Raw genomic sequence first — 13,420 nt, forward strand, 5'->3', positions numbered from 1 at the left:
GGAAACTAGGTGTCCCCTACAGGGAACACAAGGACTTCGTCCATCGCAATGTCGATGCCGACATCGTCGCCCTCGGCGACCGAACCGCGCAGCGGCAGCCGCGCCACCAGAGGCTTGTCGAGACCATCGACCGCAAGCTCGACATGGTCGACCTCGCCGAGGAAGCGCCGCGTCATCACCCGCCCCTGCAGGCAGAAGCCCTTCGGCACCAGCCGGATCGCTTGCGGCCGGACACCGATGACTGCCGGCGTGCCCTCGGGCAGACCAGGCGCCGGGAACCGTCCGAGCGGGGTATCCACCGCGCCGTCCCGCGCAACGGTCTCGATTTCGGTAAGATCGCAGAAAAATCGGGCGGCAAAGAGGCTTGCGGGCCGGCGATAGAGCTCTTCGGCGGTGCCGCTCTGGACGATCCGGCCTTGCTGCATCAGCACGATCCGGTCGGCGACGCGCATCGCGTCCTCCGGGTCATGGGTGACGATGATCGAGGTCGCGCCGATCTCCTGCAACAGCGCCATCGTCTCGTCGCGCACGACGTCGCGCAGGCGTCGGTCGAGATTGGAGAAGGGCTCGTCCATCAGCAGCACGCCGGGGCGCGGCGCCACGGCCCGCGCCAGCGCCACGCGCTGCTGCTCGCCGCCGGACAGCATATGCGGATAGGCCTCGGCGAGGTCGGCGAGGCCGACGCGGGCGATCGCGCGCAGCGCCGTCGCATCGGCTTCGGCATTGCCGTAGCCGCGCAGGCCGAAGCGGACGTTCTCGCGCACCGAGAGATGCGGAAAGAGCGCATAATCCTGGAAGACGAGGCCAACCCCCCTCGCCTCCGGCTCGACGAAACTGCCAGGCGAAGAAACATCCCGGCCTTCGAGCAGGACCCGCCCCGAACTCGGTCGCTCGACCCCGGCGGCAAGCCGCAGCAGCGTCGTCTTGCCGCAGCCGGAATGGCCGAGCAGCGCGACGATCTCGCCGGGCGCGACGCTGAGCGAGACCTGGTCGAGCGCGGTCACCGAGCCGAATCGCTGGGTGACGCCATCGAAGCCGAGCGCCATCGGGATGGCGGCGCCGGCGGTGCCGCGCCGTCCCCACCCCAGCCAGCGCATCTTGCTTTCGGTTCGAGCCAAGTCGTTCTCCTGCCAGCCCGCCGGGCTCGATTGCCTGCGCTGTGCTAGCTGGCGTCGCCGTCGTCAAGCGGTGTGAACAGGTCGCCGAGCGGATCCTCGTCGTCGCGCAAGCCCGGATCGTCGTCGGGCACCGGCACGGTGAGATCCTTGGCGAGGCGCCCCTCGATGAAGCCGGCGCCTTTCAATTCCTCCAGCCCCGGCAGGTCGTCGATACGGTCGAGCCCGAAATGGTCGAGGAAGGCAGGCGTCGTGCCGAAGGTGACCGGCCGCCCAGGCGAGCGCCGTCGGCCGCGCAGGCGCACCCAGCCGGCTTCGAGCAGAATGTCGAGCGTGCCCTTGGCAGTGGCGACGCCGCGGATCTCCTCGATCTCGGCCCGCGTCACCGGCTGATGGTAGGCGATGATGGCGAGCGTCTCCAGCGCGGCGCGCGAGAGCTTGCGCGGCGCCTCGGCCTCGGGCGCCAGCAGATAGGCAAGATCGGGTGCGGTGCGGAAGGCATAGCCGCCGGCGACGCGATGCAGCGTCACCCCGCGCAGCGCATAGGTCTGCTGCAGCTCGGCGATCACCCGTTCGATCGGCACATTGGCCGGCACCGATTTCGCGAGATCCTCGGCCGAGAGCGGCTGCACCGAGGCGAACAGCAAGGCCTCGACGATACGGCAGGCGCGCGCCAGCGCCTCGTCGGCATCCCAGTCCTCCTCGTCCTCGCGTTCGGCTTCAGCCACGGCCATCAGCGCCTCACAGGCCGAGCGTCGGCGGCCGCGCCGAGCGGCGGCGGACATAGAGCGGCGAGAAGGCGCCGTCCTGGCGCAGGTCGAGCAGGCCCTCGCGCACCATCTCCAGCATGGCCGAGAGCGAGGAGGCTCGGACCGTCGCGGTCATCGTCTCGACGGGCAGGCCATGGCTGCTCATGTAGCGGGTGAGATAGCCGTCGATCGCGGTCCACTCGCCGGCCTCGCCGACCAGCCGCGCCAGCGCCTCGCGCGCCTCGACCAGCGACAGCACCTGGCGATGGCCGACGCTCATCGGCTGGCGGATGCGCTTCTGGCGCTGCTGCGCATAGGCTGCGAGCAGGTCGTAGAGCTCCGCCTCCCAGGCGGGCCGCCCCTCGGCAGCGATCACCTCGGGCGCGCCGCGGGCGAAGACGTCGCGGCCGAGCCGTTCGCGGGTAGCGAGCCGCTGCGCCGCCGCGCGGATCGTCTCCAGCCGCTTCAGGCGCAGCGCCAGCGCGGTCGCAAGATCGGCCGCGCTCGGCTCCTCGCCCTTGGGCGGCTCCGGCAGCAGCATGCGGGATTTCAGATAGGCGAGCCACGCCGCCATCACGAGATAATCGGCGGCGAGTTCGAGCCGCAGCGCCCGCGCCGACTCGATGAAGGAGAGGTACTGCTCGGCCAGCGCCAGGATCGAGATGCGGGCGAGATCGACCTTCTGGCGGCGGGCGAGATCGAGCAGCAGGTCGAGCGGCCCTTCATAGCCGTCGACGTCGATCACGAACGAGGGTTCGCCGGACGCGCGTTCCGGCGTGCCGTCCTCCTGGAATGGCAGCTCAGCGGCCATCGATGGCCAATTCCCCATGTCCTGCCTCGCCCTTTTGGCGAGGCCTCAGCCCGGGGAGAGAATCGGCCTAACCGCCGCTCAAAGCAAGGGCGCTGGCAAGCTGGGCCCGGGTGCTGTCCACATCGAGCGGCTCGGGCTCGTGCCTGATGCGCGCCAGCGCCATCGCGGCGCGACGGCCGCGCTGGCCGCTCATCTCCGGAACAGCACCGGCGACCGCGACCATCTCATCCATGATGCCATGGCAGTGCAGCACCACGTCGACCCCGGCCCGGATCGCCGCCTTCGCCTTGTCCTCGAACGAGCCCGACAGCGCCTTCATCGAAATGTCGTCGGTCATGATCAAACCGTCATAGCCGAGCTCGCCACGCATGATCTCTCTGATGATCTTGCGCGAGATCGTCGCCGGCCGCCGCTTGTCGAGCGCGGTGAAGACGACGTGCGCCGTCATCGCCAGCGGCATGTCGGCGAGATGCCGGAACGGCCGGAAATCATGGGCCCGCAATTCGTCGAGGCTGGCTTCGACCACCGGCAGGTCGTGATGGCTGTCGGCCTTCGCCCGGCCATGGCCGGGCATGTGCTTGATCACCGGCAGCACGCCGCCGGCCATGAGCCCCTCGGCAGCGGCCCGGCCGAGCGTCGCCACCATGGCGGGATCACGGGCATAGGCGCGGTTACCGATCACGTCATGGCTGCCGGCGACGGGAACGTCGAGCACCGGCAGGCAGTCGACATCGATGCCGACGCTCTTCAGGTCATGCGCCATCAGCCGCGCCGAGAGCCGGACGATTTCGCGCTGCTGCACGGGATCGTTGATGGCGAGGAAGGCCAGCGCCGGCGGATAGGGCGGCCAGTGCGGCGGCCCCATGCGCTGCACTCGCCCGCCCTCCTGGTCGATCAGGATCGGCGCCTGCCAGCCGACGCAATCGCGCATCTCAGCCGTCAGCGCAGCCACTTGCGCCGGGTCCTGCGTATTGCGCTTGAACAGGATGAAGCCCCAGGGCCGGGCGTCGCGGAAGAAAGCCCGCTCGTCGGGGGTGAGGCTCGTGCCGAGGCAGCCGGCGATGAAGGCGCGCGAGGTCATGGCGCCGTTATCGCCGATTCGCTGGCAATGGGCATTGCGTCATTGCGGAGCGCTGCCGGCATCAGGCCAGAGCCCAGTCATCATTCTCGGGCGAAGCGAAGCGCAGACCCGAGAATCTCCGGACAAGAGGGCGCTGGCCGGAGTCGCCTCCGGCCAGAGATGCTCGGGTCAAGCCCGAGCATGACAGCACCTATCGCAGCGACTGCGACGCCTGCGCGTTGAACGCGTCGAACGGCAACTCGGCGACGCGGAACCAGAGCTGCTCCTTCTTCCAGTACGGCAGGAACGAATCCCACATCGTCTTGAAGTTCGGGTTCTTCGCCGCCTGGTCCGCATAGAGCGCGAAGGCTTCCTTGAAGGCAGCCTGCATCACGTCCTGCGGGAAGGGGCGCAATTCGGCGCCGGCGGCGATCAGGCGCAGCAGCGCGTCCGGGTTGCCGTGGTCGTATTTCGCCATGCAGAGCGCGTTCGCCTCGGCGCAGGCCGCCTCGACGATGGCGCGATAATGCGCCGGCAACCCGGCCCACTTCTCACTGTTGGCGATGAAGCTGACATTGGCGCAGCCTTCCCAGAAGCCTGGGTAGTAATAGTACTTCGCCACCTTCACGAAGCCGAGCTTCTCGTCGTCATAGGGGCCGGAGAACTCGGCCGCGTCGATCGTGCCGCGCTCCAGCGCCGGATAGATGTCGCCGCCGCCGAGCGTCTGCGGGACAACGCCGAGCTTGGCCATGATCTGGCCGCCAAGTCCGGCGATGCGGAACTTGAGGCCCTGGAGATCGGCGACGCTCTTGATCTCCTTGCGGAACCAGCCGCCCATCTGGGCGCCGGTGTTGCCCGAGGGGATGGTGTGAACGCCGAACTTCTTCATCAGCTCGCGGCAGAGCTCGATCCCGCCGCCCGCATAGAGCCAGGCATTCTGCTGGCGCATGTTGAGGCCGAAGGGCAGCGAGGTCTCGAAGGCGAAGGCGGTGTCCTTGCCGATATAGAAGCTCCCCAGCGTGTGGCTGCACTCGACCGTGCCGTTCTGGACGGCGTCGAGCGCCTGCAGCGCAGGCACGATCTCGCCGGCGGCAAAAGTCTGGATCTGGAAATTGCCGTCGGTCGCCTCGGCGACGCGCTTGGCGACATGGGTCGAGATGCCGAACAGCGTGTCGAGGCTCTTCGGATAGCTCGAGGTCAGGCGCCAGCTGATCTTCGGATTGGTCTGCGCGATCGCCGGCGCGGCGATCGTCGCGGCAGCGGCCCCGGCGGCGGTCGTCTTGAGGAGCTTGCGGCGATCCATGGTGGTTCCTCTCACTTGCAGGCCTTCCGCATTTTCAGACCGGATTAGGCCGCGGATTCGGGGTGAAGCTAGAGCACGCGCTGACCGTGCTCCAGCCATGGCGCCGCAACGCGCGCATGTCCGGATCGCGGGAGCAATCCGGGATTCCTGCACAGCGGCATGGGGATGAGGTTCAGCCGCCTGCGCTGCGAGCAAGAAGGCCGGCTCCGAGCATGGCCAACCGGCAGACCGTGCGGGTGCCGAGGCCGTCGATATCGGCCTCCGGCACGAATTCGACGATGTTGAAGCCGATGATCGGCGCCCGCTCCGCCACGCCGTTCAGCAGCGTGACGACATCGCCGTAGGTGAGCCCGCCGGGCGTGCGGCCGAGCACCCCGGGCACCACGGCGGGATCGAAACCGTCGACGTCGAAGCAGACCACCACCGGCCGTCCCGGCGGAACGGCCTCGATCGCCGGTGCCATCCCCCTCGCCCGCAGGATGCTCATATCGATCAATTGCGCTCCGGCCACCCTCGCCTCCGCCACGTCAGAGGGTCGGGCGCTGCCGGTGCCGCGCGCGCCGACCTGCACGATCGTCCTGACGCCGTCGAACTCCGAGGCGCGCCGCATCGTGCTCGACAGGCCGAAGCGTTCGCCCTCGACCTCCTCGCGCCAGTCGATATGGGCATCGACCTGCAGGATCGTGATCTCGCCGCGTGCCGCGAAGGCGCCGAGCGCCGGGATCTGGACACTGTCGTCGCCGCCGAGCAGGAGCGGCGCCGCACCACGCGCCAGCAACGTCTGATAGGCATCTGCGATTCGCGCACGGTTCCCGGGCAGGTCGGCCGGATCGAAGGCGAGATCGCCGCAATCGACCAGCCGCCCTCCCGCCGGCAGCAGCGCCCCGCCGAGATCGAAATCGTAATGCGTGAGCTTGGCGACCTGGGCCGCACTGGCGCGGCGGATCGCGGCCGGTGCGGCTTCGCTATGGGCCCGGCCCGACCGATAGGGCGTCGCGGCCGGAATGCCGATGACCGCGACGGCGCCATGCGGCACGGCTTCAGGCGCCGAGCTCTCGCAATCGAGGAAGCGCGGGTCGGCGGCGCGGCCAGGAATTGGATCGGGAGACATCTGGAAGCCTGCATCGCTGGAGATCCCGACCAGCCTGCCCCGCCGGCGAAGCCCCACGCAAGCAAAAGCCGGCCGCGACGATCGCGGCCGGCTTTGGTTCTATCGGCGGCGGAACCCTCGGCTCCGCCCGCGCCTGCTCAGTTCTTGGCGATGAAGCACTGCCCGCCGGCGGCCTGCAGCGCCGAGCACATCGAGCTCGCATCCTCGCGAGAGTACGGGCCGACGCGCAGGCGGTAGACCGTCTTGCCACCGGCGAGCTCAGTCTTGCGCACGATCGGGCTCTGGCCGTTGAGCTGGCCCGGATATTTGCGCTGCAGCGCCGCGAAGGTGGCCCGCGCCTCGGCCTCGCTGCCCGGCGCGCCAAGCTGCACGGCAAAGCCGCCATTCGGGTCGGCTCGCGGCGCGGTGGCCGCCGGCTCGGCCTGCTGCGGTGCGAGCGCGGCGGTACGGGTGTTGGCGGCAGGCGTCTGGGCAGCCGGCGGAGTCGCCGGAGCGGCGGCGCGCTCCTGCGTCTTCGGCGCCGCGGCGGGCGTCGCGCCCGGCTGCTGCGGACGCTGAGCGGCCTGGGCGGTCTGGGCCGGGGTCGCCGAGGCCGGGCGGTTCGCCGGAGCCGAGCCGGTCACGATGCCCTGTCCCGGGGCACTCGACGCAGTGGCATTGGCCGGCGCCGGCGTGCCATCGGGGCGGATCGCCACCGTGCGGACCTTGCGCGGCTCGCCGAGGCCCGGCACGGCCGGAATCGGCACCAGGCCGGGCTCGGAGGAAGCAAGGCCGGCGGCCGCGGTATCGGTTGGCGTGATCGCGCCGTTCGAGCCCTGCGTCGGACGCGGCGCCATGGAGCGCGCCGCCTGCTGCACGTCGACGGGCTGTTCCTCGCGGCTGACCACCTTGGTCTTGTCGGCGCTGGCGTCGCCGCTGCGCTCGTAGATCTGCTTGTTCTGGTTCGGGATCTCGGCGCCGCCCGGATTGACGGGAGCGACCTTGGACGGGCCGGTATCGGCCGCGATCACCGGCGGCTGGCCGTTGACGCCTGCCGGCTTGCCATTGCGGAAGACCATGGCGGCACCGACGCCGCCGACCGCGACGATGACCAGCGCCGCCGCCGTCAGCATGCCCTTGCGCGACCGCGAGCGCCGGAAGTCGCGATGCTCGTCCTCGACATCCTGATGCTGCGCGTCATAGTCCGGCGCAGCCTGATGATAGTCGGGTGCGGGCTGGGGAGCATAGGCCTGCGCCTGCACATGGCTGTGCTTGGCAGCCTCGTCGAGATCGCGCGGCTGCTCGGGAACATAGGCGTGCGGCCCGTCCTGCATCGCGTAGGGTTGCGCGCGCACCGGGAGCGGCTCCGGCTCGTCATAATCATGCGCCGGCGCGGCGGGTGCCTGCGCAACAGGCTGCGGCGTGGTCCGCACCGGCTCGGTCCGGCGCAGCAGGGCTTCGAACTCGTCGAGCGCACCGCGCACATCGGCCGGCGGCGAGACCGGCTGCACCGGCGGGGCGGTGAGCAGCGTCGGCTGGAAGCTGGGCTCGGTCCGAGCCCAGGAGGCGGGCTGCGGCGCAGCCGGGGCCGCGGGACGCGCCTGCTCGGCGGGGCGGCCGGCGAAGAGCTCCTTCAACGGATCGTCCTGGCCGACGAGACGAGTCAGCTCCATCAGCGGATCGGAGGCAGCGCCCGCCTTCTGCGGCTGGGCCGCTCCACGCAGCTGGCGCTCGAGATCGTCGAGATCGAGGGCGAAACGGTTTCTAGCTGGCTCGCTCATGACATGATCCATTCCAGCGCACGCCGCCATCCATCAAAGGATGCCGCCACAGCGCGGTCAATCTGACGAAAGCCCAGCCGACCCGCCTTTCGGCATATCGGCCAACACCGCCTTCGTATCGGACCCGGCGGGCGCTGGCCGGATCATCCTGATCCGCAAAGCACCCGATGCGCCGGGATGGACCCCGTCAGCGCATCTCCTCCGGCGCCGTCACCCCAACGACCGCCAGACCGGAAGCAAGGACGCTGCGTACCGCATGCACGAACGCCAATCTTGCCGATGTCGACTTTCGATCAGTTTGATTAACGAACCGTAATTGCGGCGAGTCTTTGCCCTTGTTCCACAGCGAGTGGAAGGCGCTGGCCAGGTCGTGCACGAAAAAGGCGACACGATGGGGCTCGTGTGACGAAGCCGCGGCTTCGATCATCCTGGGATATGCCGCGATCATCTTGACGATGCCGATCTCCGACTCGTCGGTCAGCAAACCGAGATCCGCCTGCGCCAGCGCCTGCGGCGTAAGGTCGAGGTCCGGGAAGGCCTCGGCCGCCTGGCGGAAGATCGAGGCGCAGCGCGCATGCGCGTACTGGACGTAGAAGACCGGGTTGTCCTTCGACTGCTCGACCACCTTGGCAAGATCGAAGTCGAGCGTCGCGTCGTTCTTGCGGAAGATCATCATGAAGCGCACCGCATCGCGGCCGACCTCGTCGATGACCTCGCGCAGCGTGACGAAGTCACCAGAGCGCTTCGACATCCGGACCTGCTCGCCATTGCGCAGCAGGCGGACCATCTGGCAGAGCTTGACGTCGAGCGCGCCCTGCCCGTTCGTCACTGCCTTCACCGCGGCCTGCATGCGCTTGACGTAGCCGCCATGATCGGCGCCCCAGACGTCGATCATCTCGGCGAAGCCGCGGGTGAACTTCGAACGGTGATAGGCGATGTCGTTGGCGAAGTAGGTGTAGCTGCCATCCGATTTCAGCAGCGGCCGGTCGACGTCGTCGCCGAATTTCGTGGCGCGGAACAGGGTCTGCTCGCGATCCTCCCAGTCCTCGTCCTTCTGGCCTTTGGGCGGCGGCAGCCGACCCTCATAGATCAGGTCGCGGGCGCGCAGATCCTCGATCGTCTGGTGCACGGCGTTGGAATTGCCGTCGCGGCCCTGCAGCGAACGCTCGGAGAAGAAAAGGCTATGGACGACGCCGAGTGCGGCAAGATCGTCGCGGATCATCGCCATCATGCCGTCGATCGCCGCCTGGCGCACCAGCGGCAGCCAGTCCCATTCGGGCTTGTCGCGCAGCGACGGGCCATGTTGCTCGGCGAGCGTCTGCCCGACCGAGACCAGGTAGTCGCCGGGATAAAGCCCTTCCGGGATCGCGCCGATATCCTCCCCCAGCGCCTCGCGGTAGCGCAGGAAGGCGGAACGGGCGAGCACGTCGACCTGCGCGCCGGCATCGTTGATGTAGTATTCGCGGGTGACGTCGTGCCCGGCGAAGGCGAGCAGGCTCGCCAGCGCATCGCCGAACACCGCGCCGCGGCCATGGCCGACATGCATCGGCCCGGTCGGATTGGCCGAGACGTACTCGACATTGATCCTGGGTTCGCCCTTGGTGGCGCCGCGGCCATGCTCGGTGCCGGCCAGCACAGCCGACTTCAGAACCTTTGTAAAAACAGCAGGTTGCAGCGTCAGATTGATGAAGCCGGGCCCGGCGATCTCGGCCTTGAGGACATCGCCGTCCTTGGCCAGCTCGGCGACGATCAGCTCGGCGAGCGCGCGCGGCGCCATGCCGGCCTCCTTGGCCAGCACCATGGCGGCGTTGATCGCGAGATCGCCATGGGCCGGGTCCTTGGTCGGCTCGACCACGACGCGCGCCAGCGACAGACCGGCCGGGATGCGGCCGGCTTGCGCCAGTCCGGCAAGGACGGTGGCGAGGCGCGCGGAGAAAGTCTCGAAAATGTTCATGGCGACCAAGAATGCGTAAGGAAGCGCCCGGCCCTATCGCAGCGACGGGGTGGCGTCAAACAGGCGCCGGTGCTCGTCGAGCGCGTAGGAATCGGTCATGCCGGCGATGTAGTCGGCGATTCGGCGCGAAAGACGCGCTTCGTCGAGCGCGTCGCAGCCCGCCGCCCACTCCGAGGTCATCGCCTGCGGCTGCGCCTTGAAGCGTACGAACAGGTCGCGGACGATGTCGGCCGCCTCCTTGCGGATCACACCGATGCGCGGATGGCGATACATGTTGGGATAGAGAAAACCCTTGATCGCCTTGTCGGCCGCGGCCATCGCCGGCGAGAAGGCGACGACCGGCGCCCCGGCCCGCCTGATCGCGTCGGCATCCGCCGGCGCCAGCGCCGCGATCCGCTTTTCGGATTCGACGATCACATCCTCGACGAAGCGGGTGATCACCCGGCGCACCATTTCGTTGATCGCGCGCGGGCGCTCCAGCCCGGGGTGCAAGGCGTCGATCTCGTCGAGAAGCCCGGCGAGGAAGGGCACCGCGCGCAATTCGGGAAGGTCGAAGAGCCCAGCGCGCAGGCCGTCGTCGATATCATGGGCGTTGTAGGCGATATCATCGGCGAGCGCCGCGACCTGCGCCTCGGCCGAGGCATGGCTGTCCAGCCAGAGGTCCTGCTTCTCCTGGTATTCGAGAATCGCGACCGGGATGCCGGTCGCGGCATAACGGTCGGTCGGCTTGCCGTCGGCGAAAAGCAACGGGCCGTTGTGCTTGACCAGCCCCTCCAGCGCCTCCCAGGTCAGGTTGAGCCCGTCGAAGCCGGCATAGCGCCGCTCCAGCCGGGTGACGATCCGAAGCGTCTGGGCGTTGTGGTCGAAGCCACCGAAGCCGGCCATGCATTCGTCGAGCGCGTCCTCTCCGGTATGGCCGAAGGGCGTGTGGCCGAGATCGTGGGCCAGCGCCAGCGCCTCGGCCAGGTCCTCGTCGAGCCCGAGCGCACGAGCCAGAGCGCGGGCGATCTGGGCCACCTCGATCGTATGGGTCAGGCGGGTGCGGAAATGGTCGCCCTCATGCGAGACGAAGACCTGGGTCTTGTGCTTCAGCCGGCGGAAGGCGGTGGAATGGATGATGCGGTCGCGGTCGCGCTGGAACGGATTGCGCGTTGCCGAGCCGGGTTCCTCGACCAGCCGGCCGCGGCTCGTCGCCGTGCGGCAGGCGTAGACCGCGCGCCAGCGGTCGCCGGGCTCGCGCGTCTGAGCTGTGGTGTTCTCGTGTGCTTGCGGCATAGCGGCCCCTGGGGCAGGCGCGGCTTGAAGCGATGCGCCTGCGCCATTACCTTTGCAATCGAGGCAGGAGCAAGGATGTTCTGCGCATGACCATGGCGATCGAAGCCAAGCCGCACGCGATCTCGCTGACCGACAAGGCCGCGAGCCGTATCCTCGCGGTGATGGCGAGCGAAGCACCGGGCTCGATGCTGCGCGTCAGCGTCGCCGGCGGCGGCTGCTCGGGATTCCAGTACGTCTTCGACATCGACCGGCAGAAGACCCCGGACGATATCGTGATCGAGCGCGACGGCGCGACCGTCCTGATCGACGAGACCTCGCTCGAATTGCTCGATGGCTCGACCATCGATTTCGTCGACGACCTCGTCGGCCAGTCATTCAGGATCATCAATCCGAACGCGACGAGTTCCTGCGGCTGCGGCACCTCCTTCGCGCTCTGAGCCTCAGCCGGGCAGCACCACGGCCCGGAATGCCCGCAGCAGGTCGGCATCGAGCTTGGCGCCCATCCCGACCAGCACGGAATAAGCTTCTTCCGGCGCCATCGGTTCCTTGTAGGAGCGTCGCTCGATCAGCGCCGCATAGATGTCACAGATCGTGACCATCCGGACGACGTCCGAGATCTCGTGCGCCTTCAGCCCCTGCGGATAACCGGTGCCGTCGAGATATTCGTGATGGCTGCGCGTGGCGTCGACGACCTCGCGGGCGAAGGCGCCCTGCCGCAGCAGCATCTCATAGCCGGTCTGCGGGTGCTCGCGCACGATCGCGAGCTCCTCCGTCGTCAGCTTGCCGGCCTTGTGCAGGATCGCGAGCGGAACGCGTGCCTTGCCGATGTCGTGCAAGACGGCGGCGCTGGTGACCTGCTTGCGCGCCTCTTCGGGAAAACCGAGTTCCCGCGCGAACGCCGCTGCAAGACCTGCCACCAGCAGACAATGCTGATAGGTGGCATCGTCATGGTTCCAGACCAACTCGAGCCAGGCGCCGAGTTCGCGATCGTCGGCAGCGCGGTTGATCGCCTCGACGCTGCCCTCGATGGCTGCCACCGGCAAGGCCCGACCTTCGGCGGCAGCCGAAAGCATGTCGGCCATGCCGGCGGATGCCGCGATGAAGTTCTGCTGGATCGCGCCGTATCCTCCAGGATTGAGAATGCGGCCGATCTCGTCGAGCAGGGTCTTTGCCGGAAGGCCTGCCGGCAGGATCGCGCTCGCTCCGATCGCGTTGGCCTGGATCGTCAGGCGCGGAGATTGGTCCCGCAGCAGGCAGAGAAAGGGCATTCCCTTGCGCCGGTGCGCCGCGACCCGATCACGAACGGCCTCGACCGCGACGCGGTTCGACAGATCGACGTCGCTGACGAGCAGTCGCGTCGGCACCGGCCCGCCTTTCGCCGGACGATGCAGGTCGACGACACCGCACGGCCCCCAAAGCGACAGCAATCGCTCGAGCTTCTTGTTCTGCTCCGGACGGTCGGTGATCAGCAGCACGGCAATCGGCATGTCCCCATAACGAAGACACCCTAGCCGCAGGTTCCTTGAGGTCGGGTGAAGCCGATTCGCTCAAATTCGCCGTTTCGGTTCAGAAGCGGCTGAAGTCATGAACTCCGGGCCTGCCGCCGCATCGCGCTCGCCTCGGCATATTGCAGCAATCGGTCGAGATCCTCGCGCGCGATGTCGAAGGATTCGCCCATCTGCGCCAGCGCCTCATCGATATCGGGCGCGCTGAACATCGCCGGGGCCGCCACCTGCGGGGCGACCGTCCCGGCCACCTGCGACCGATGCGGGTAGCTTCGCCGGGTCAGGCCATGGAAGGCGACGCCGAGCGCGACCAGGGACAGTGAACACAGCCCGATCGGCACGAAGGGAAACAACAGGCCCCATTTCATCACGGCGGGACCGCCAAGCACGGCCGTCAGCGCGACCGCCCCGCCCGGCGGGTGCAGAGAGCGCGTCAGCGACATGGTCGCGATGGCCAGCGCCACGGCAAGCGCCGCCGCAATGGTCAGGTCCGGCACGGCCCAGCCGACCGCGAGCCCGACCAGCGCCGAGATCACATTGCCGCCGATCACCGGCCAGGGCTGTGCCAGCGGGCTTGCCGGCACAACGAAGACCAGCACGGCCGACGCGCCGATCGGCGCCACCACCAGCGGCGAGTTGGTCGGGAAGACATATCCAGCGGCCGCCGTGAGCGCGATCGCGGCGAAGACGCCGGCACAGGCGATAGCGCGCTCGGCCAGCGTCGCGCCGGCGAGGATCGGATGGAACAGCTTCACAGCAGATTCTCCGAAGCTCGTC

12 protein-coding genes are annotated in these 13,420 nt (G+C 68.5%); 1 reads left to right on the top strand and 11 read right to left on the bottom strand.

From position 1 onward, the window contains the following. Positions 1-5 precede the first annotated feature (5 nt). The 9 genes from AC1DS0_RS03740 to AC1DS0_RS03780 all read right to left on the bottom strand — a co-directional run bounded on the left by AC1DS0_RS03740 (position 6) and on the right by AC1DS0_RS03780 (position 11,138). The gene (locus AC1DS0_RS03740; RefSeq protein WP_476813021.1) at positions 6-1,118 is read right to left on the bottom strand and encodes an ABC transporter ATP-binding protein; all 1,113 of its coding nucleotides are present in this window, start codon (positions 1,116-1,118) and stop codon (positions 6-8) included. Between the two features lie 44 nt (positions 1,119-1,162). Next, complete coding sequence (gene scpB, locus AC1DS0_RS03745; RefSeq protein ID WP_091830439.1) at positions 1,163-1,849, bottom strand: SMC-Scp complex subunit ScpB; 687 nt, start codon at positions 1,847-1,849, stop codon at positions 1,163-1,165. Positions 1,850-1,856: 7 nt separating this feature from the next. Continuing rightward, positions 1,857-2,675 carry a segregation and condensation protein A gene (locus tag AC1DS0_RS03750; RefSeq protein WP_476813022.1) on the bottom strand — a complete coding sequence of 273 codons (819 nt, stop codon included), beginning with the start codon at positions 2,673-2,675 and terminating at the stop codon, positions 1,857-1,859. Positions 2,676-2,742: 67 nt separating this feature from the next. Continuing rightward, positions 2,743-3,756: a beta-N-acetylhexosaminidase gene (gene nagZ, locus AC1DS0_RS03755; protein ID WP_476813023.1), complete on the bottom strand. Its 1,014-nt coding sequence runs from the start codon at positions 3,754-3,756 to the stop codon at positions 2,743-2,745. A gap of 190 nt (positions 3,757-3,946) precedes the next feature. Then, complete coding sequence (locus AC1DS0_RS03760; protein WP_476813024.1) at positions 3,947-5,038, bottom strand: TRAP transporter substrate-binding protein; 1,092 nt, start codon at positions 5,036-5,038, stop codon at positions 3,947-3,949. A 172-nt stretch (positions 5,039-5,210) separates the two neighbouring features. After that, entirely contained in the window at positions 5,211-6,149 is a 939-nt protein-coding gene (locus AC1DS0_RS03765; protein WP_476813025.1) for an arginase family protein, read from the bottom strand. 137 nt (positions 6,150-6,286) lie between these two features. Next, a complete protein-coding gene (locus AC1DS0_RS03770; protein WP_476813026.1) occupies positions 6,287-7,909 on the bottom strand; it encodes an SPOR domain-containing protein in 1,623 nt (540 codons plus the stop codon). A 187-nt stretch (positions 7,910-8,096) separates the two neighbouring features. Beyond that, positions 8,097-9,863 carry an arginine--tRNA ligase gene (gene argS, locus AC1DS0_RS03775; protein ID WP_476813027.1) on the bottom strand — a complete coding sequence of 589 codons (1,767 nt, stop codon included), beginning with the start codon at positions 9,861-9,863 and terminating at the stop codon, positions 8,097-8,099. A 33-nt stretch (positions 9,864-9,896) separates the two neighbouring features. Continuing rightward, the gene (locus AC1DS0_RS03780; RefSeq protein WP_476813028.1) at positions 9,897-11,138 is read right to left on the bottom strand and encodes a deoxyguanosinetriphosphate triphosphohydrolase; all 1,242 of its coding nucleotides are present in this window, start codon (positions 11,136-11,138) and stop codon (positions 9,897-9,899) included. Positions 11,139-11,224: 86 nt separating this feature from the next. Here AC1DS0_RS03780 and AC1DS0_RS03785 point away from each other — a divergent pair, with 86 nt between their 5' ends. After that, positions 11,225-11,575, top strand: coding sequence for a HesB/IscA family protein (locus AC1DS0_RS03785; protein WP_476813029.1), 351 nt, complete (start codon positions 11,225-11,227; stop codon positions 11,573-11,575). Between the two features lie 3 nt (positions 11,576-11,578). Here AC1DS0_RS03785 and AC1DS0_RS03790 read toward each other — a convergent pair whose 3' ends face one another. Together AC1DS0_RS03790 and AC1DS0_RS03795 are read right to left on the bottom strand one after the other, a co-directional pair. Further along, positions 11,579-12,625, bottom strand: coding sequence for an HD-GYP domain-containing protein (locus AC1DS0_RS03790; RefSeq protein ID WP_476813030.1), 1,047 nt, complete (start codon positions 12,623-12,625; stop codon positions 11,579-11,581). A gap of 95 nt (positions 12,626-12,720) precedes the next feature. Beyond that, positions 12,721-13,398, bottom strand: coding sequence for an HPP family protein (locus tag AC1DS0_RS03795; protein ID WP_476813031.1), 678 nt, complete (start codon positions 13,396-13,398; stop codon positions 12,721-12,723). Positions 13,399-13,420: the final 22 nt, after the last annotated feature.

This window comes from Allobosea sp. P4_H5 (genome assembly GCF_056400825.1).

What these genes read in the sequence shown, in the direction of transcription:
- nagZ (WP_476813023.1), bottom strand. Translation starts at nt 3,756, where the DNA reads ATGACCTCGCGCGCCTTCATCGCCGGCTGCCTCGGCACGAGCCTCACC.
- scpB (WP_091830439.1), bottom strand. Translation starts at nt 1,849, where the DNA reads ATGGCCGTGGCTGAAGCCGAACGCGAGGACGAGGAGGACTGGGATGCC.
- AC1DS0_RS03770 (WP_476813026.1), bottom strand. Translation starts at nt 7,909, where the DNA reads ATGAGCGAGCCAGCTAGAAACCGTTTCGCCCTCGATCTCGACGATCTC.
- AC1DS0_RS03750 (WP_476813022.1), bottom strand. Translation starts at nt 2,675, where the DNA reads ATGGCCGCTGAGCTGCCATTCCAGGAGGACGGCACGCCGGAACGCGCG.
- argS (WP_476813027.1), bottom strand. Translation starts at nt 9,863, where the DNA reads ATGAACATTTTCGAGACTTTCTCCGCGCGCCTCGCCACCGTCCTTGCC.
- AC1DS0_RS03760 (WP_476813024.1), bottom strand. Translation starts at nt 5,038, where the DNA reads ATGGATCGCCGCAAGCTCCTCAAGACGACCGCCGCCGGGGCCGCTGCC.
- AC1DS0_RS03780 (WP_476813028.1), bottom strand. Translation starts at nt 11,138, where the DNA reads ATGCCGCAAGCACACGAGAACACCACAGCTCAGACGCGCGAGCCCGGC.
- AC1DS0_RS03765 (WP_476813025.1), bottom strand. Translation starts at nt 6,149, where the DNA reads ATGTCTCCCGATCCAATTCCTGGCCGCGCCGCCGACCCGCGCTTCCTC.
- AC1DS0_RS03790 (WP_476813030.1), bottom strand. Translation starts at nt 12,625, where the DNA reads ATGCCGATTGCCGTGCTGCTGATCACCGACCGTCCGGAGCAGAACAAG.
- AC1DS0_RS03785 (WP_476813029.1), top strand. Translation starts at nt 11,225, where the DNA reads ATGACCATGGCGATCGAAGCCAAGCCGCACGCGATCTCGCTGACCGAC.